Here is a 19,675-nt window from a genome sequence, read left to right as displayed (position 1 = left end):
TTAATCTACCTGCTTGATGGCGATGGGCGGCAGTTGCCATTTCCAGTTGTCGGGGGTGACCTTGAGCGGAATCATCTCGATGCAATCGGTGGGGCAGGGGTCCACGCACAAATCACAGCCTGTGCATTCGTCCGCTATCACCGTATGCAGCGCCTTGGTGGCGCCGACGATGGCGTCTACCGGACAGGCCTGAATGCACTTGGTGCAGCCTATGCACATGTCTTCGTGAATAAAGGCGACCTTTTTCTCGGGCTCGGCGGCTTCCTCGCCCATGGCCTGGGGCTCGACCCCCATCAGATCGGCCATTTTGCGCATGGTGGCGTCGCCGCCGGGCACACACTTGTTGATGTCGTCACCGTTGGCCACGGCTTCGGCATACGGCTTGCAGCCAGGGTAACCGCATTGACCGCACTGGGTCTGGGGCAGGAGCTCGTCGAGCTGCTCGACGATGGGATCGGATTCCACCCGAAATCTGACGGCGGCAAAGCCGAGGATCAGGCCGAAGATGAGGGCCAGCAGGGCCAGCACCGCGATGGCGATTAAAATATTGCTCATATTACAACTTGACCAGTCCGGTAAAGCCCATGAAGGCCAGTGACATCAGGCCGGCGGTGATCATCGCCAGCGCCGCGCCCTTGAAGGGAGCGGGCACATCGGCCCCGGCCAGGCGCTCGCGCATGGCGGCAAACAGCACCAGCACCAGCGAAAAGCCCAATGCGGCGCCAAAGCCGTACACCAGGCTCTGCATGAAGTTGTGCTGTTCGTTGATGTTGAGCAGTGCCACGCCGAGCACCGCACAGTTGGTGGTGATCAGCGGCAGAAAGATACCCAGCAGCCGGTACAGGGTGGGGCTGGTCTTGTGCACCACCATTTCGGTGAACTGGACCACCACGGCGATCACCAGAATAAACGACAGGGTGCGCAGGTACAGCAGATCCAGTGGCAGCAGTATGTACTGGTTGACCAGATACGAGCAGGCGGCGGCCAGGGTCAGCACGAAGGTGGTGGCCAGCCCCATGCCGATGGCGGTTTCAAGCTTGCCGGACACGCCCATGAAGGGACAGAGTCCGAGAAACTTGACCAGCACGAAGTTGTTGACCAGCACGGTGCCGACAAACAGCAGCAGGTATTCAGACATGATCACTCGGCGGATAATAAATAACGGCCGGTATTATCGGACTTTATGCCGCGTTTAACAATGCCACAGATGCTGTGGGTTTAGACCGGGCCTCAGAGAAAAGTGTTAATTAACATGCCAATAACGGCGAAGGTACAAAGCAGCAAAGAGCCGTAGTGCATTATCGGCCTGGATACCAGATGCAGGGTATGCGCCGCCACCCAGTTGCCGAGCAGGGTAGCCGGCACCAGCGGCAGGGCCAGTTTGAGGTGATCCAGGGAAAGAAAACCACCCAGAGCCAGGGCGGCCACCGACATCATGGTGGATACCACGAAGAAGCCGGCCAGGTTGGCACGAATGCGGTGCATGTCGGCCCCGTGCATCACCAGCACCATCGGCGGCCCGCCGATGGTGGTACTGGTGCCCATGACACCGGACATAAAGCCGCCCAGCGCCATGTTGGTGCGGGTCATCGGCAGAGCTATGTCTTTCAGCCGTACCAGCACGCCGAGCATGATGGTGATGGCGATAAGAATGGCCAGTACCTGCTGGGACACCACCGCCAGCAGCAAGACGCCCAGGGCACTGCCGGGAATGCGCGCCAGCAGCGCCGGCGCCAGCAGGTTGAGCTCCAGCCCTTTGCGAAAGCGCCAGCCGTTCATCAGGCACATCACCAGCAGTACCACCATCAGCGGGCCGGGCACCAGCGCCGGATCCAGATAAAACAGTATGGGGGCGGCAACGATGGCCATGCCAAAACCGATGGCGGTTTGCACATAGGCGCCGATAAAGCAGGCCAGCGCGGCCAGCAGCAGCACCATGAAATTCAGATCGAGGTTATCCATAGAGTCATGGCCTTGAAAGCACAAAATGGGAGTCATTATGGCTAATAGCCTAGGGCGGGGGAAGCCAGGTAAAGCTTGGCCTTAACGATATTGCGAGCTGGATCCATGTTGGGACTGGCTCGATACCATCGCGCCCGTAGGCACGCCATTCATGTGGCGTAAACCGGTAAGCGACCGGGAGCAGGCAAACATGGCGTCATGATCCGGGTATGTCGGGTGTTTGGCATTGGCCTGCACTGCGGGCCCAGCGACAGTCAACTCTAAATCTGGCGGTGATATGGCCGCCCACAGGCGGCCGCAGCCAATCAGAACAGGGTGTTCGACAGCTGGTACATTTCTTCGTTGAACGGCCGCTTCAGGTGCTTGATGCAGTCGATGATGTCGTGATGCACTATGTGGTTGCTCTGCAGGCCCATGCAGCGGCCGCCGTAGCCTTCGAGCAGCAGCTCGACTGCACGGGCGCCCATGCGGCTGGCCATGATGCGGTCTTGCGCCGTGGGGGTACCGCCGCGCTGAATGTGGCCGAGAATGGTGGCGCGGGTGTCCCGGCCGGTGGCGGCCTGAATGTCGTGGGCCAGCCGGTTGACGTCGCACATGTTCTCGCAGATGGCGACGATGGCGTGCTTCTTGCCCTTGGCCACCCCTTCGTGGATCTGGCGGATAAGCTCGTCCTGTTCGAAGGCCACCTCCGGCACTATCACGTATTCGGCACCACCGGCCACGGCGGCGGAAGAAGTAAGGTCGCCACAGTGGCGGCCCATGATCTCCACCACAGAGATGCGGTTGTGGGAGCTGCAGGTGTCGCGCAGCCGGTCGATGGCTTCTACCGCCACGTTGAGGGCGGTGTCGAAGCCGATGGTAAAGTCGGTACCGGCGATGTCGTTGTCGATGGTGCCGGGAATGCCGATGCAGGGAAAGCCCATCTCGGTCAGGCACATGGCACCCATGTAGGAGCCGTCGCCGCCGATCACCACCAGGGCGTCTATGCCATGCCGCTTCAGGTTTTTGACCGCTTCTTCACGTACTTTTGCATCCTTGAACTCGGGAAAGCGCGCCGAGCCCAGAAAGGTGCCGCCCCGGGTGATGACGTCGGACACCGAGTGCCGTTCCAGTTTGACAATATCACCCTGGTGCAGGCCCAGATAGCCGCTGTGAATACCGAACACTTCCAGGTTGTGATGCAGAGCGGTCCGTACCACGGCGCGGATGGCGGCGTTCATGCCGGGGGCATCGCCGCCGCTGGTCAGTACTCCAATTCGTTTAATCATGTCGCCTCTTGGGTCGTCCGTTTTCAAACTCGGCCATGTTCACCGGATCAGAGCACACATCCGGTGAACAAAAATCAGGCGCCGGCGCGGATAATGGCGGCAAACTCGTCCGCCTGCAGGGCGGCACCGCCCACCAGGGCACCGTCTATATCTTCCATCGCAAACAGGCCGGCGGCGCCGGCGCCCTTGACCGAACCACCGTAGAGGATCTGTACGGCCGCCGCGACGTCGGCGTTCTGCTTGGCCAGAAAAGCGCGAATGGCGGCGTGGACGTCCTGGGCAATCTCGGGGGTCGCGGTCTTGCCGGTGCCGATGGCCCATACCGGCTCGTAGGCAATCACGGCATTGGCCAGGGCATCGATGCCGCCGTGGGCTATCACCTCGTGCAGCTGGCGCTCGACCACGGCCAGGGTTTCACCTTCTTCAAACTGTTCCAGGGTTTCACCGATGCACAGCACCGGCACCAGACCGGCCTGCTGAACGGCGGCAAACTTGGCGGCCACCATGGCATCGCTTTCGCCGTGCAGGGTACGACGCTCGCTGTGGCCGACCAGCACATAATGCACGCCAAACTCCGAATACATGGCCGGGGAGTTTTCGCCGGTGAAAGCGCCCTGGTCATGGATGTCGGCGTCCTGGGCGCCGAGGGCAATGTTGCTGTCGGTCAGCAGCGCCTGGGCCTGGCCGAGGAACAGCACCGGCGGGCACACCGCCACGGCAACACTTGGGGTTTCGGTAGCAGGGGCCTTGAGCGCATTGATAAGCTCGGCCACCATGTTCTTGCTGCCGTTGAGTTTCCAGTTACCCATTACCAGAGTCTGTCGCATCTTGTGTTGTTTCCTGTTCGTGAAATGAGGGCATTATAGGGGCAGGGATCCGCCGAAACCAGAAGGCTCATGCCCTGCGGTGTTATTTGTCTTCTATTTGTTCTCTGTCCTGTCTGTTTTACTCGTCAGCCACTGCCAGCCCAGGCCCAGATATTCATGCCAGGCGATTTCGCTGCGCTCCAGGTAATGGCCCCGGGGCAGATAGGTATACAAGGGCAGGATGGCGCTGCTTTCCCTGGCATGGTGACCCACCGGCGCCGCCCGGGGCCGAGCGCCCCGGGCCCGAAACAACACCATGGAGCGAGGCATGTGACTGGCGGAGGTGACCAGCAGCGCCCGGCGCCCGGCAATCAAGGGGGCGATGGCGGCGGCCTCTTCCGCGGTGTCTTTGGGCTCGGGCAGCATCAGCAGGCGATCGGGCGCTATGCCCAGCGCCAGGGCCACGGCCCCGTAGAGTTCGGCGCTGGAACGGCCTTCTCCCCCCGCATAACCGCTTAAAATCAGCCGGGCCTCGGGGTAGGCATGGGCCAGCCGAACCCCTTCGGTAATGCGCACCAGACCGGCGTTACCCAGTTGGCTCAGCAACGGCAGTGACAGATCCGCCACCTGGGCGGCGCCGAGCACTATGATGTCCTGCACCGGCAGCCCCGACGTCGAGTCGACCACATGGGGCGGAAATTGTGACTCGAGCGGCGCTATCAGCAAGTTGGCCACCGGCCGGGTAGAGAGCAGCAGCAAGGCGGTCAGCGACAGCAACAACAGGCTGTTTCCACTGCGCCTGTGTTGCCTCAGCAGCATAATCAACCCGAAAAAGCCCAGGATCAGCAGCAGAGGTAGCGGTAATAACAGGCTACCCAGCCACTTTTTGGCCAAAAACGCCATCTCCATGTACACACTCATTTGTTAACCGTATCGGTTGTGCCAGAATAGCGCCCCCGGACTCAGCAAGAAACACCCAGGTGAGAAGAAAGCCCAAGGTAATAAAGAGCAATACCAACTTCGATGGCAAGAGCGATACCTTCGCCCGCAATATCTATGGCACCACCAAGGGGCGCATTCGACTGGCGGTGTTGAGCCGGGATATTGACGAACTGCTGGCCGGGTTGCCGGACCGGCCCCTGCGCATTCTGGACGCGGGGGGCGGCTTCGGCCCGTTGTCACAACCGCTGGCGGCGCTTGGCCACCAGGTGGTGCTGTGTGACTTGTCCGGCGAAATGCTGGCGCTGGCCCGGGAGCAGGTAACGGAAAAGGGGTTACTTGCGCAATTCGAATTCATTCAGGCGCCCATTCAGTCGTTGAGTGTTGAAGACCTTGGCCAGTTTGACCTGATTTTGTGTCATGCGGTGCTGGAATGGGTGGAAGAGCAGGCCCGCCTGCTGGCCTGTTTACAGACGCTGCTGGCGGACGGCGGCCATTTGTCACTGATGTTTTACAACCGGGACGGCCTCCTGTATCACAGTCTGGTGATGGGGCATTTTGATTACGTGCACGCCGATCTGGTCAAGAAACGACGCCAGAAGCTGACGCCGGGCTGGCCCTGCCGGCCGGAGGCGGTTTACCGGTGGCTGGACGAGCTGGGCTTTGTTATAACCGGACGCAGCGGGGTGCGGGTGATCCACGACTACATGGTGGAGAAGCGCATCAAGGTCGAGCAGGCGGACGAGGTGATCGCCATGGAACTGGCCCACGCCCGGCAGGAGCCCTTCATGCACCTGGGACGCTACATCCACGTGCTGGCAAAGAAAGAATAAATGACGGGTGTGGTGGAATGTGGAGACGGTGTTCGTCGGCCAAAGGGCCAACTCCACCGACTCGCTATAGGCTATGACACTCACTGTTTCCGTCTACTGCGAACATTCACTGGATGTTCGGTCAGGCTGAAACAGTTCGTCACGGCGAAACGGACTCGCCCCATGTACGCTCTCTGTTTCATCCCTGAAACAGAAGGTCGGTGGAGTAGATCCCTTTGGCCTCCAGCCCAACACCGGAGTGGCCTGATGCCAGCCACATTTCAATGTTCGGGCGTATAGAAACAAGAACTGAAGAGAGCAGCAAGATGACGGAAATGTCCCGCACCCTGCCGGACTGGATCGGTTGGGTCAAACAGGAAAATGTAGGCATAAACCTGCCCCCGGAGCGGCTGGCCTTCCTGCTGGCGATACAGATATTCGGCCGGGGTGGCGAGCAACCACAACTGACCGAGGCCGAACTGCACCATGCCTTCGGTTTTGTCAGCAAGGGCTTCGAGCAGGCCGAAGACACCCTGGCCAGCCGTGCCAACAACGCCATTAACGATCTGGTGCGCCAGCGGCTGTTGAGCCGTTTTCAGGGCGAGCCGGGCGAGGGCGAAAGCCTGTACCGGCTGACGCGCCTCGGCATTGCCATCGTCGAATTCTTTGCCGCCCAGCGCGAGGTCAGCCAGATCAAGCTGTCGCTGCAGCTGGAGCAGGTTGCCCGGGATCTGGACCAGGTGGCCGGGGCCATCGCCGACGACCCCGATGAGCAGCAGTGGGCGCAGGACGTGGCCGGCCGGCTGACGTATTCGGTGTCCGAGCAGCTGGCGCGCATCGACGACACCCAGCGCGCCATGGACGAGCAGCAGAACGCGGTCAAGGCCAACATCGCCGCCCTGCTCAACAAGAACTGGCACGAGGCCATTTCCGCCTGTGAGCAGTTGCTGCGCGAAACCGGCCTGACCCTGCGCGAACTGCAGGACACCCTGGACAAGGCAGGCCATGGCCTGCAGCAGAGCCTGCTCAACATCGAAGAGCAGTTGCAGCAGAGCGGGCGCGACGAGTCGCTGGCGTCTTTGTGCCAGCAACTGCAGGCCCGGCTGGACGCCATTATTCTGTGGGGCAGCCAGTGTATCGAGCTGTGGGCCCGTTACGATCTGCACGTGCACCGCTTCATCCGTACCGCCATCGACATGGACAAGAACCGTGCCTTCAGCCAGCGGCTGCGGGAGTCCGTTCGCCAGTTTGAAGATCACAACTGGCGGCTGTGTATCGCCCAGGCCCAGCCGCTGCTGGAACTGCGCGACGAAACCATGGCCGCCTACGCCGAAGAAGTCACCGGCGAGTTGCCGGTGGAGCTGGAATACCACGACATGGTGGACGTGTCCGCCGAGCTGTCGGGTCGCATTCGCGATCACCTGCAGGCGTTTCCGCTGGCCGGCAAGCCGCTCGACATGGCCGCCGTGCTCAAAGACTATCTGCACGATTATCCTCAATACCAACATTTCGATATTGCCCGTTTGCTGATTGACGAAGCGGTCAAACTGGGCCACGCCAACGCCGAATGCATGGGCGCCGCCCAGCCGGACTGGCAACGCATCAACGCCCACGGGGCCAAGGTACAAGCACATGTTATCGACCAATACTGATCTCGCCCTGGACCCCCGTCTGGCCCAGGCCATTGCCAACCCGCTGTTTCCGGCGCTGGACAACCAGCTGCGCGCCGGCCGCCACATCAGCGCCGACGAGCTGGAGCAGCATTCGCTGCTGCAGGAGTACTACCCGGAGCTGGAGGCCTTTTACCAGCGCTACCACGTAGAGCTGGTGCGTGCCCCCGAGGGCTTTTATTACCTGCGCCCGCGCTCGACCAGCGAACTCGGCACCTCTATTCTGTCCGAGCTGGAAATGCTGGTGGGCAAGGTGCTGTGCTACCTGTACCTGAGCCCGGATCGGCTGATCAACGAAGGGGTCTTCTCCCTGCTCGATTTGCAGGAAGAAATACTGACCCTGGCCAACGAAACCGCCCTGTTGCGCATGGTGAACCAGCGCGCCGGTGGTTCGGATCTCGACAAGCGCAAGCTGGCCGACAAACTCAAGAGCGCGATTCGCCGGCTCAAACGGCTGGGCATGGTCAGCGGCGTGGGCAGCCAGGACAAGTTTCGCATCGGTGAGGCGGTGTTTCGCTTCGCCGCCGACGTGCGCACCGACGAAGATCCGCGCGCGCTGCAGCTGCGCATGATTAAGGAGGGTGAGGCGGTGGCCGGCCACGACCAGGACGAAGAGCAGGAGAACGATCAGTGAGCACGCCAGAAACGATGAATACCTTCAGCCGGGGCAAGTTCCACTCCCTGACCATGGTTAACTGGAACGGCTTTTTCGCCCGTACCTTCGAGCTGGACACCCTGGTCACCACGCTGTCGGGCGGCAACGGCGCCGGCAAGTCCACCACCATGGCCGCCTTTATCGCGGCGCTTATTCCCGATCTCAGCCTGCTGCACTTTCGCAACACCACGGAGGCGGGCAGCCAGTCCGGCAGCCGCGACAAGGGGTTGTACGGCAAGCTGCAGCGCGGCCATTGCTATTCGATGATTGAGGTGGATACCTCGCAAGGCGAGCGGGTCTGGTTTGGCGTGCATCTGGAGCAGGTGGCCAACCGGGACAACAAGGTCAACCTGACCTCCTTCAGCGTGCAGGGCATCAAGCCCGAGCACACCCCGACCGCGCTGCTGCTGCACCGGCTGGACGACGGTCGCGGCCAGGTGCGTTCGCTGGCCGAGCTGAAGGCGGCGGCCCAGCAGGACGGGCTGCGTTTTACCCGTTTCAATACGGTGAGCGAGTATCATAATTTTCTGTTCGACACCGGTGTGACCCCGCGCAAGCTCAAGGATCAGCGCGATCGGGTCAAGTTCTACCGCCTGATCGAAGCCTCCCTGTACGGCGGTATTTCCAGCACCATCAGCCGCAGCCTGAAAGACTACCTGCTGCCGGAAAATGCCGGCATCCGCAAGGCCTTCAACGACATGGAAGCGGCGATTTTCGAGAACCGCCGCACCCTGGAAGCCATACGCGAAACCCAGCGTCAGCGGGACCAGTTCCGCCAGCTGATCACCGAAACCACTCACTATGTGGCCGCCGACTATGTGCGCAACAGCGCCGAGAAGAAGCGGCTGTCGGAGCAGGCGCTGGCGGCGCGCAAGGCGCTGGCGGAAGAACGCCGCATTCTGGCCGAAGAAAAGAACCGGCTGATTTATCTGGCCGACGAGCTGGAGCAACTGGGCGCCCGCGAACGCATGCTGGGTGAAGAGCTGGACATCGCCTCCGAGCATCTGGCGCGGGTGCTGAACGGGGTCAAACTCAACGAGAAGATCACCGGTTATCAGCAGGAGCTGGACGAGCTGGAAGAAAAACTCGCCATTCAGGAAGAAACCCTGGCCGAGCTGCAGGACGAACATGCAGAGGCCACCGCCACCAAGGCGGCGGCCGACGAAGAGGTGGACAGCCTCAAGAGCCAGCTGGCCGATTATCAGCAGGCGCTGGACACCCAGCAGACCCGCGCCATTCAGTATCGACAGGCCCGGCAGGCCCTGGGGGAGGCCAAGGTGCGCTGCGGCTTGCCGGAGCTGAGCCCGGAGCAGGCCAAAGAGCAGGAGCAGGTACACCAGCAGCGCGAGCAACAACTGACCGCCGTGGTACTGGAACAACGCCAGCAGCTCTCGCTCGCCGAAGCGGCCCGTGCCCAGTACGATCAGGCGCTGGCGCTGTTGCAGGCCGTCGACGGCGAGGCCAGCCGGGCCTCTGCCTTTGCCCGCGCCAACCAGTTGCTGGAGCAGGGGCGGGAATATCAGGCCCTGCTGGCGCGGGACGGCGCCATTCGCCGCCAGTTGCAGCAGGCCGAGCAGGCGACCGACAAGCGCGAAAAAGCCAGGGCCCTGCAGGCCGAGCTGGCCCGGCTGGGACGGCCGGTGCAGGACGAGTCCGAGCTGGAACTGCAGTTGGCGGAGCTGGACGAGCAGAAGAGCGAGCTGGAAGAAAAACTGGCCGACTGTGCCGACGCCCAGCGCCAGAGCCAGTCTCGCCTGGGGCAGATTGCCCCCCGGGTAACCGAACTGCGCGCCCAGGCCCCGGCCTGGCATCAGTCGCAACAGACGCTTGAGCGCTTGCGCGCGCTGTCCGGCCTGCCGCTGACCGACAGCAATGAGGTGACCGCCGCCATGCAGCAGGCGCTGCGCGACGAGCATCAGGCCGAGCAGAGCAAGCAGCAATCTCTGGCCGCCAAGCAGCGGCTGGAACAGCAAATTCGCGCCCTGAGCAGCGGTGTCGACGCCGATCCCCGGCTGATTGCCCTGTGCGAACAGCTGGGCGGCACTCTGCTGGCCGACGTGTACGACGACATAGCGGTAGACGACGCCCCCTATTACGAGGCGCTGTACGGCCCGGCCCGCAACGGCATAGTGGTGGCCGACCCCCAGGCGGCGCTGGAGCAGTTGCAGGCGCTGGAGTCGTGCCCGGCGGATCTCTATTTGATCCAGGGCAACCCGGACGCCTTCGACGAAGATCTGTTGCACGCCACCGAGCTGGACGGCGCCATCTGGGTGAAAAACGGCGAACGCCAGCTGCGTTATTCCCGTTTTCCGACCGAGCCCATGTTTGGCCGCGCCGCCCGCGAGGCCAAGATAGAACAACTGAGCGCCGAGCTGGAAACCGCCAGCAGCCAGTATGCGGAGTCTGCCTTCGCCCAGCAGAAACACAGCCGGCTCTATCATCAGCTGAGTGAGTTTGTCGGCCAGGGCCTGCAACTGGCCTTTGGCGACAACCCGGAAGCCGCGCTGGACGAGCTGGCGGCCCGGCAGCATCAGCTGGAGCAGGAGCTGGCCGGCATCGCCGGTCAGCGGGATCAGTGGCAGGCACGCCGCAACCAGCTGCGCGAGCAGCAGGCGTTGCTGCACAAGCTGCTGCCGTTGGCGGACCTGTTGGTCGACGAGGGGCTGGCCCAGCGGCTGACCGCCGCCCGGGAAGAAATGGCCCAGCTGGACACCGCCCGCGACTTCATGGCCGCCCACGGCCAGCGCCTGGGTCGGCTGGCCGAGCAGGTACAGGTATTGCGCCAGGATCCCGCCGGATTCGACGCCCTGCAACAGCAGGTGGCCGAAGCCGAAGACGAGCTGCGTGAGGCCCGCAACCGCACCTACACCCTGACCCAGCTGGTGGCCCGGTTGCCGCACCTGGCCTATGCGGACGCCGAGCAATTGCTGGATCAGAGCTCGGCCATGAACGACAGCCTCAAGGCCAAGCTGGTACAGGCCATCGATGCCCGTCGCAAGGCAGGTTTGCGCGCCGAGCAGCTGAACGGTCGCCTGACCGATGCGCTGCAGGCGCGCACCGCCCTGGTGACCGGCCGGGATGCCCGGAGCCAGACCCTGAACGAATTCCGCGACGAACTGAATGCCCTGGGCATTCAGCTTGCGCCCGACATGGAAGACAAGGCCCGGGAGGCCAAGCGTTCCATCGAGAACGAGCTGGTGCACACCCGTGGCAAGCGCAGCCAGACCGAGGCCCAGCGCCAGGTGAGCAAGCGCGAAGTCGAATCCCTGAGTCAGCGCCTGGGTAAAGACGGCCAGGGCTATTTTGCCGCCCGCAAGGCGCTGGTGGCCCACAAGGCCAACTGGGCCAGGGTGGCGCGACTGGCGCGGGACCACGATGTGGAGCGGCGTCTGGCCCGGCCCGAACTGGCGTATCTGGACTCGGACGAGCTGCGCTCCATTTCCGACAAGGCGCTGGGTGCCCTGCGCATGGCGGTGGCCCACGACGAAGAGCTGCGCGATGCCCTGCGTCTGAGCGAGGGTAACCGCAATACCCTGCAGAAGGTACAGTTCTACATTCTGGTGTTCAGCCACCTCAAGGCGCGTATCCGTCACGACATCATCCGGGCCGACGATCCGGTGGAAGCACTGGAAGAGATGGAAGTGGAGCTGGGCCGTCTGGCGGACGAGCTGCAGCTGCGCGAGGGCCAGCTGTCGCTGTCTTCCGTGGAAGTGGCGGCCAAGATCAACACCATCATTCGTCGCGAGCAGAACCGCATTCGCCAGCTCAACCAGGGCCTGCAGAACATCAGCTTCGGTCTGGTGGCCGGGGTGCGGCTGAACGTGAACATTCGCGACACCTATGGCCGCCTGCTTGAGGCGCTGAGCGACCCGGAAGGCCGCCATCAGGACCTGTTCGGCAGCAAGGAGCTGAGCTTCTCCGAAGCCATGGGCAAGCTGTTCCAGCGACTGAACCCGCAGCTGGAGCAGAGTGATCGCAGCCCGCAGGTGCTGGGCCAGGCCCTGCTGGACTATCGCAACTATCTGGACTTGGACATAGAAGTGCAGCGCGGCGCCGACGGCTGGCTGCGCGCCGAAAGCGGCGCGCTATCTACCGGCGAGGCCATCGGTACCGGCCAGGCCATCCTGCTGATGGTGCTGCAGAGCTGGGAGGAGGAGTCCCGCCACCTGCGCAACAAGGAGGTGAAACCCTGCCGCCTGTTGTTCCTGGACGAAGCGGCACGACTGGACGCCCGCTCCATCGCCACCCTGTTCGAACTGTGCGAACGCCAGGACATGCAGTTGCTGATTGCCGCGCCCGAGAACATCAGCCCGGAAAAAGGCACCACCTACAAGCTGATCCGCAAGGTACACGGCAAGCAGGAACAGGTACACGTAGTGGGCCTGCGCGGCTTTGCCGCCGAAGCGGTGGTGTAATCCGGCGGAGTCGGACAAAGGGCCGACTCCGTTGACTCGCCATGAACCCATCCATGGCACGGAGGGGCGGCGGAGCCGTTCCCTTTATCCTCCCGATAATATCGGCGTGGCCTGAACTACTCAAATTGCCGGAGACTTGTCGTCATTCCTGCATTCCTTTCTTAGTCCCCCGCGTCTCTTTTTTGTCATTCCCGCGAAGGCGGGAATCCAGCCCCGCCGAATCCCCCAACACTGCCAATCTGCAACCCTTGCCCCTTATAATGCGAGGCTTCATTCGAATTCAACGTAATGTCGGCAACCGCGCTCACAAACAGGGAAAGGGAGAGGCCAGATCGCCCACGAGATTCGGGCGGTAGCGTGCCTGTAGAATGAAAATAAGGTTAACTTTGCTTTGAAAACACCGGAGTTACCCGAAAAAATTATCCAGCGGACTGCGCGTGCCAGCAAAGTGCTGTCCAATTACATGGGTATAGATTTGAGTTGTTCTTACATCGCTGTGGCCGAGTAACTCCTGCACCGTTCTGATATCACGGCCGGCTTCCAGCAAATGAGTGGCAAAACTATGCCTGAAGGTGTGACAACTGATCCTCTTATGCTGAATGCCCGATTTAAATACTGCAGTTTTGAGGGCTTTTCGCGGCACTGAATCGTGCAGGTGATGGCGGCAAAGTATACCGGTGACAGGATGTTGGCACAGGCTGACCGATGGAAATATAAACATCCAGGCACTGTGGCGAAAGGCGTTAGGATATTTTTTGCCCAGTGCATGGGGTAAGGAAGGGCCAACACCTTTCTGGTTGTCTCTTTGCTGAATCATCAATGCTTGTTCTATTTGTGCATGCAGAGCAGGATGGAGGTGGCGGCTTAAAATGGTTTTACGATCTTTGTTACCCTTGGTGTTTCGCACCGTGAGAGAGCTATCATCGAAGCCGATATCCTGAATGCGCAGCCTCAGACATTCCGTGATCCTGAGCCCACTGCCATAAAGCAGTGAGAAGATCAGGCGATAATGATTGTCCAGATTATCGAGGAGCTGTTTTACCTCTTCCCGAGTGAGTACAACGGGTAAGCGTCGATGCTGTTTGGCATGCTGAAAGCCAAGTTCTCCCAGCTCTGTAGCCAGCACTTGGTGATAGAGAAAAGCTAAGGCATTCAAGGCCGTTTTCTGAGTATTGACAGCGACATTATGCTCGTTGGCGAGCTAGGATAGAAAAGCCTTCACTTCTACTGGGCCCATGTTTTCTGGATGCGTTAAATGATGAAACCGTATGTAGCGTTTGATCCATTGCAGGTAGGTTTTTTCGGTGCGAAGGCTGTATCCGCGAAGGCGTAACTCCTGCCGGACTCGATTAAGAAAAGGGCTGCTACTCATAATTACCTTTCGAAATTACACAGCTATTAATGCTGTGTAAGTACAGTATATTTTTGGTTGTCCAGCTCAGGTGCTCGAAATGATGCGGCTGGATGCGCATTTACCTGCAATTTAATTGATAAATTTATAATTTTATCAATGAGTTAGATAATGGTGTGCTGTTGATACTGAGCATCATCAAGCAGAGATATGAGCATGCTCTATTTTATCAAGAGAAAATGACTGTCAAAGAGTAAAAGAGATGTTAATCAGTGCGTTAAGTTGATAGTGTTGAGGTCATGTATGAGTGTAAATGCGCATGCGCAGTACTAAAATGTTAAAGAGATTTGAGGAAAGTCGTGAAATTCGAGAATTTGTCATTTTCATTTATTTGGTTATTTTTATTAACTCTTTTAGTTTTTATCCCCGAACACAGCTTGATTCCGCCTTTATCCATCAAGGCAACATTTTCTTGGCTAGGTATATTTATACTTGCTTTTTTAGTAGCGAAAAACCTTATCAAAGCTAGTCGCGATGAATATAGAGCACTGGTAATTCATATCAAAGGTAAGATTCCTTCCTTCAAAGGTGAGATCGTTGAGAGTAACATGGCATTGGGGTTGTCTTATTCTGGGCTGGCGTGTTGGTTTTTAATCATTTTACTTAAGGATGGCTTATTCCCTTTACCGCTATTCATCCTAGGTGCAATTCTAATGGTTTGGGGACTATCTATTTTCTTAGAAGAGAATGGTTTTTATAAATTTTCAGAGTCGCGACTATCTAACAAATGGGTATTAAGCGCAATCGCATCTGCTGTTCTTTACTGGGCAGGTTTTAATAGCGCAGGACAGGTAAACTCAGTATTTGCTATCGATCCAGGATTTTTCCCTTTTACTTTGGCTGCTATGGTTTTAGTTAATGTAATTATCTTATTTTGTCTAATTATGGTTCCCGTATTTTTTGTTTCAGGGGTCATAATATTACTAAAGTTTGTAAGAGAAGTTTTAGGGAAGAAAAAAAGTAAAGAATCTATGATGTTTATGGCTCTATTACTGTTTAGTGCGTATGCGTCTATTATGGGCTTGATTATGCTGTCTCCAAAAACTCAAGAAAATATTGTTAGGTCAATTGCATTGAAAACTGACTTTAACTCGACACATGTGTGCAAAGATGATTGGCTTAAAGATAAACCAGTAATATTTGTAGGTCCCAATTCAAGCCACGTTTTAACGAAATCTAATGTTCATAAAGATAAGTATGAAATATATAAGTGTATATCTCTTTAACAAGTCAATTAACTTCGCGCCTTCTAGGCGCCGGACGCAGCAAAGCTGCGCCGGTTATTGAAGCGTTAGGCAGCAGCGACGCTATCTCAAATTATTCAAGACGATATATTTTTAAATTAGAAGGTACATTAATGGGAACTTCGATAGAGCTACGCCTTGGAAACGTGTCCCTGTCGTATGCTAAAAATCATATGGGTAGAGACTATGGTTTTCTATTCCAAGACAGTGATTTAACTCGTAGAAAATCTGAAGCAATAGATTACGAGTATTATGAAGAGCATCCAGAAGAACAGCAGGAACTTGAGGAGTTTGAGGAGACGTTTGTTAGGACGTTATCGCGTGCTATACCTCGTCTTAACTTACTTGGTTATACATTGGAGCGTGCGCGTACTGAATACGAGTACCTTATTGCTGAAGCCGAAGAGATTTCAATCTTTCGTGAAGTTGAAGAATCAAAAAAGAAATATCTTACGTTTGAAGAATTCTGTGATTTGGTGTGTCGTTACCCATTAGCCGATCTGGATAATGAATATGTAGAGTACGATACACCAGATCGAGACATAGCTTCTCAGGGGAGACTTGCGGCTGACTTGGATGAGTTTGCCCGTCTCCCTTGGTGTGGCGGTTCTGACTTATATTGGTCAGAGGCTAGCTACTTTTCGGAAAAAGCTTGTATTCTAAGTGCTGAATCAATGCTTCAGGTTTTCGCACTCAATGAAGATAACCATAAGAGCGAAGTTACTTGGGAGTTTGGTCCCATTGTCCATGCTGGTTGGGTTCAACGTGATGAATTTCGTGGCGGAGTACTTAAAAAACAAAAAATTCTAATCGCAACCGAGGGTACATCTGATGCTCGTATTCTTAGGCGAGGGATAGATGTTTTACGGCCAGATGTGGCTGATTTTTTCAATTTTGTGGATGTAGAAGAGCGTCATCCGTTCTGGGGGACTGGAAATCTTGTAAAGTTTGCTGAAGGTCTTTTAAGAATAGATGTTCTTAACCAAGTATTGTTCGTTTTTGATAATGATGCAGAGGGAGTTGACGCTTTTTATAAGCTTAAAAAACTAAATCTTCCTGCGAATATGGGAGCAATGCTCCTACCTGAACTTGAGGAGTTTGCAGAGTTTAAAACAGTCGGCCCTGAAGGTGAAAATGTTTCTAACATCAATGGACGAGCTGTTGCAATTGAATGCTATCTGGATCTTCGTTTGAAACAATATCCAGCCCCTCAGATTACATGGAGTAATTTTAAAAAAGATATCAATGCATGGCATGGAGCATTAGATTACAAAGAATCCTATTCAAAGCATTTTTACGCACAAACCGACGAAGTGCTATTAAATGGTAGTTATGATGTATCCAAGCTCTCAAAGCTAATTGATACACTGATCCACGAATCAGGATTGGTGGCTCCAGTAGTTTGAACTCAAGCTGCCTAACAAACAATTTAAGAGTGATTCAGCACGCTTGGCATTTTTTGTTTGGGTTAAGTTCAGTGATTACGGTGGTCAAGTTAAGTGTCGTGGTTGCGTGCTTCACACCTTAATTGGGCGTTATGTGTCAATGTGCCTATTTCTTTCGACCTCTACCAAGTGTTCGTAGGCGGCCTCGCACCAGTTTGCGATGTCTCCGTATTCTTGTAATTTCGTTGAGTGTTGTTCTTGCTTAAATTCGGAGCTCAAGCCTATCAATAAGAGCATTGCAATGTGCTCAGGTTGAGCCCGTTGAATCGATAACATCTTTTTTGCGTAGTCTCGTATGTCGTTACTTTGAGCTCTGTGGCTAAGTTCGTAGTATTTATTAGCCAGCTTTGACTTCATAACGTTACCAGATGGGGTAGATTCATAGGGTAGTGAATCTATAGTTTTCTTTAATGCTTCTATCGAGCAATTAATTGATTTTTCTCTAAAAGAAAAAACTCTGAACGCAAAAACTACAAAAAATATGAGTAAAATAGCGACTATATATATCATGGAATAGATCCTAAAAGTTTGCTAAATTTGAGCGAAGTATAGTACTACGCCATTAGTTTCGCTTGTGTCTTCAATAAAGGCACATAACAAAAGCCTAATGTTTGCCGCTATCGCGGCTGGGACCTCCACTGCGCTGGCGCTACGTTCCGGCCCCATAGGCCGGCGTTATGCATAATCGAGTTTGGAGATCAGAATGGACAAAATAACCAAGTCGCTAATAGAAGCGTTTTCAAAGCAATATGAAATAGAGAATGTTAGCGAAGCGACTAAATTTGAGCATTTTTCTAACTTTTCTATTATCTCAAAGCTGTTCCGAGGAAGCTTCGAACTCGACGACATTCATGCTGGATCAGGCGGAGATTGCGGCATTGATGGACTGGCTTTAATTGTTAACGGCAGAATCATAATCGATGAGGACGAGCTTCGAGACGTCGTTGAGACGACATCACACCTAGATGCGGACATCACATTCATACAGACAAAAACGTCATCATCTTTTGACGGATCGGCAATAGGAAGTTTCATACATGGAGTGAAGGATTTTCTCAGTGATGAGCCTCAACTAGTTCAAAATGAAAGAATCCGGAAGATGAAATCGATATGGGAATCTGCTATATCAATGTCTTCGTATATGGTAAATAGAAGACCGACATGTAGGCTTTACTATGTATGTACCGGGAAGTGGCAGAACGATCAAAACCTTCAAGCAATAATCAATTCTGGAAAATCTGAGATAGAGAATGTTGGTCTTTTCGAAGAGGTGTCAATAGATCCGCTTGGCGCTAGTGAAGTACAGCGATTGTTTCACGAAACAAAAAATAAGCTTTCTTCAACTATAAATTTTCAAAGCCGAATAACTCTGCCGGACATTGAAGGTGTTCAGGAGGCATACCTTGGCATTCTCCCTTTTCAAGAATATGTGAAGCTTATACAAGACGAAAACAGCACTATTTATAGCATATTTGACGACAATGTTAGAGACTTTCAAGGAAGTAATGTCGTTAATAAGAAAATAAAAAGTACCTTAGAGAATCGAAAATTCGATCTGTTTTGTGTTCTTAATAATGGTATCACTATCGTTGCTTCAGCCCTTACGCCAGCAGCGAATCGGTTTACAATAAGAGATTATCAAGTAGTGAATGGCTGCCAAACGAGCCATGTTCTACACGAGTGCCAAAACATTGAAGGAATTGATGATGTTTATGTTCCCATAAAGATTGTAGTTACCGACAATGACGATATTAAAACTGCGATTACGATGGCTACCAACAGCCAGACGGAAGTAAAAACAGAACAGCTTGAAGCACTAAATATCTTTCAGAAAAAGCTCGAGCTTTATTACAATGCAGAAAGGAAATCTTTCCCGTTGTATTACGAGCGAAGGTCTCAGCAGTACAACTCAGACGCAGGCGTTAAGAAGACTCAGGTAATATCCATACCAATACAGATCAAGGCTTTCGCCTCTATGTTTCTGAACTCTCCGCATTTGGTATCCGGATATTACGGGACCATCGTAAATCGATTTTCGGGGCAAATATTCAACGAGGAGCATAAGTACTCAACATATTATATTAGTGCTCTTTCTTACTACAGAATTGAGCAATTCTTTAGAAGTGGCGGCCTGAAAACTGAGCATAAAAAGGCGAGATTTCATATTCTTTATCTTGTGCGTCTCCTTGCTACTGGTGAGCATTTGCCCCCTTTCAACAGCAATAAAATTGAATCTATTTGTGAAAATTTTAAAGAAACCTTGGTAGATGAGGGTAAGGCGTTGGCGCTATTGCAGAAGGCGAAGAAGATATTCGAGTCGTCAGGTCTTGACCTTAACAAGAAACAGTACAAATCGGAAAGTGAAACTGAGCTTTTGTTGGCAGCGTACAGGTCGCATAACAATTCAATGCAGCCGACCGCTGCCGCGTCGGCTGATTGAGACGTTATGCAACATGAGGTTAGACGATGGGGCTGATCGGAAACATTATAAATATTACTGCTTTGCTACTGCCACCGATATTGGTTTGGTTATACTTTGGTCGTAAGAAAAAGCAAATACTAAATCAGCCGGCAGAAACAAAAATACAGATAGCACACAGAAATCAAGATTTAAAAGATTGGAAGGCACATTACCAAGAAACATTCGCAAAATTTGTTTTTCCAGCGATTATTTTCTCAAGTTTACTCAGTGTTGGAGACTCGGTTATGGATAAAAAAGATAAACATATGTCTGTATTAAAAAGTGAGCTAGATGAAATAAAGCAGGAACACGGGGAACGAATCAAAAACATCGAAAATTACCTGTTCCCGCCTGGGGGGCCTGGCGGCCCTACAATTTTTCAAAGAATGGACTCGTTAGAGAAGAGCCGTGAAGACCTCGAAGGTTTAATGCTCAGGGTCACAGATCCTGATCCGGAGTTAAGGAAAATGGTAGAAGAATTGCAGCAGCAAATTACACTTTTGCGCCAAGAAATAGATGAATTGAAAATCAGGTTAGTACCAACTAAGACGCAAGGCTTTATGGAAGGAGGCATGTAATTGCATAAC

14 protein-coding genes and 1 pseudogene are annotated in these 19,675 nt (G+C 54.9%); 8 read left to right on the top strand and 7 right to left on the bottom strand.

Features of this window, described 5'->3' with window-relative positions; translation table 11 throughout:
- From rsxB to ACLEIV_RS00685, 6 genes are all read right to left on the bottom strand, one after another.
- Positions 1 to 555 carry an electron transport complex subunit RsxB gene (gene rsxB, locus ACLEIV_RS00710; protein ID WP_410454746.1) on the bottom strand — a complete coding sequence of 185 codons (555 nt, stop codon included), beginning with the start codon at positions 553 to 555 and terminating at the stop codon, positions 1 to 3.
- A gap of 1 nt (position 556) precedes the next feature.
- Positions 557 to 1,138 carry an electron transport complex subunit RsxA gene (gene rsxA, locus ACLEIV_RS00705; RefSeq protein WP_104488368.1) on the bottom strand — a complete coding sequence of 194 codons (582 nt, stop codon included), beginning with the start codon at positions 1,136 to 1,138 and terminating at the stop codon, positions 557 to 559.
- A 92-nt stretch (positions 1,139 to 1,230) separates the two neighbouring features.
- Positions 1,231 to 1,962: a sulfite exporter TauE/SafE family protein gene (locus tag ACLEIV_RS00700; RefSeq protein ID WP_410454745.1), complete on the bottom strand. Its 732-nt coding sequence runs from the start codon at positions 1,960 to 1,962 to the stop codon at positions 1,231 to 1,233.
- A 305-nt stretch (positions 1,963 to 2,267) separates the two neighbouring features.
- Complete coding sequence (gene pfkA, locus ACLEIV_RS00695) at positions 2,268 to 3,230, bottom strand: 6-phosphofructokinase (protein ID WP_410454744.1); 963 nt, start codon at positions 3,228 to 3,230, stop codon at positions 2,268 to 2,270.
- A gap of 74 nt (positions 3,231 to 3,304) precedes the next feature.
- Positions 3,305 to 4,057, bottom strand: coding sequence for a triose-phosphate isomerase (tpiA, locus tag ACLEIV_RS00690; RefSeq protein ID WP_410454743.1), 753 nt, complete (start codon positions 4,055 to 4,057; stop codon positions 3,305 to 3,307).
- Positions 4,058 to 4,150: 93 nt separating this feature from the next.
- Entirely contained in the window at positions 4,151 to 4,957 is an 807-nt protein-coding gene (locus ACLEIV_RS00685; RefSeq protein ID WP_410454742.1) for a YdcF family protein, read from the bottom strand.
- A gap of 80 nt (positions 4,958 to 5,037) precedes the next feature.
- Between ACLEIV_RS00685 and ACLEIV_RS00680 the strand changes: the two genes are divergently transcribed.
- From ACLEIV_RS00680 to mukB, 4 genes are all read left to right on the top strand, one after another.
- Positions 5,038 to 5,808: a methyltransferase domain-containing protein gene (locus tag ACLEIV_RS00680; protein WP_410455081.1), complete on the top strand. Its 771-nt coding sequence runs from the start codon at positions 5,038 to 5,040 to the stop codon at positions 5,806 to 5,808.
- A 305-nt stretch (positions 5,809 to 6,113) separates the two neighbouring features.
- Positions 6,114 to 7,439: a chromosome partition protein MukF gene (mukF, locus tag ACLEIV_RS00675; protein ID WP_410454741.1), complete on the top strand. Its 1,326-nt coding sequence runs from the start codon at positions 6,114 to 6,116 to the stop codon at positions 7,437 to 7,439.
- Entirely contained in the window at positions 7,420 to 8,091 is a 672-nt protein-coding gene (gene mukE / locus ACLEIV_RS00670) for a chromosome partition protein MukE (protein ID WP_410454740.1), read from the top strand. Before mukF ends, mukE begins: the two co-directional genes overlap by 20 nt.
- Positions 8,092 to 8,105: 14 nt before the next feature.
- Positions 8,106 to 12,527: a chromosome partition protein MukB gene (mukB, locus tag ACLEIV_RS00665; protein WP_410455080.1), complete on the top strand. Its 4,422-nt coding sequence runs from the start codon at positions 8,106 to 8,108 to the stop codon at positions 12,525 to 12,527.
- 406 nt (positions 12,528 to 12,933) lie between these two features.
- Here the strand turns inward: mukB and ACLEIV_RS00660 are convergent.
- Positions 12,934 to 13,899 (bottom strand): annotated as a pseudogene (locus ACLEIV_RS00660) (integron integrase).
- A gap of 338 nt (positions 13,900 to 14,237) precedes the next feature.
- On the opposite strand from ACLEIV_RS00660, the gene ACLEIV_RS00655 reads away from it, so the two are divergent.
- The 4 genes from ACLEIV_RS00655 (at position 14,238) to ACLEIV_RS00640 (ending at position 19,666) form a co-directional block, all read left to right on the top strand.
- A complete protein-coding gene (locus ACLEIV_RS00655) occupies positions 14,238 to 15,164 on the top strand; it encodes a hypothetical protein (protein WP_410454739.1) in 927 nt (308 codons plus the stop codon).
- Entirely contained in the window at positions 15,149 to 16,588 is a 1,440-nt protein-coding gene (locus ACLEIV_RS00650; protein WP_410454738.1) for a HEPN/Toprim-associated domain-containing protein, read from the top strand. Before ACLEIV_RS00655 ends, ACLEIV_RS00650 begins: the two co-directional genes overlap by 16 nt.
- 742 nt (positions 16,589 to 17,330) lie before the next feature.
- On the top strand, positions 17,331 to 19,067 hold the full coding sequence (locus ACLEIV_RS00645; protein WP_410454737.1) for an AIPR family protein: 1,737 nt from the start codon (positions 17,331 to 17,333) through the stop codon (positions 19,065 to 19,067).
- Positions 19,068 to 19,093: 26 nt separating this feature from the next.
- Positions 19,094 to 19,666 carry a hypothetical protein gene (locus ACLEIV_RS00640; RefSeq protein WP_410454736.1) on the top strand — a complete coding sequence of 191 codons (573 nt, stop codon included), beginning with the start codon at positions 19,094 to 19,096 and terminating at the stop codon, positions 19,664 to 19,666.
- Positions 19,667 to 19,675 lie beyond the last annotated feature (9 nt).

The sequence above is a fragment of the Oceanisphaera submarina genome (genome assembly GCF_046521305.1).
Lineage (GTDB): Bacteria > Pseudomonadota > Gammaproteobacteria > Enterobacterales > Aeromonadaceae > Oceanimonas > Oceanimonas submarina.
The sequence above is the reverse complement of the archived record's forward strand: the minus strand, read 5'-3'. Positions and strand labels throughout refer to the sequence as shown.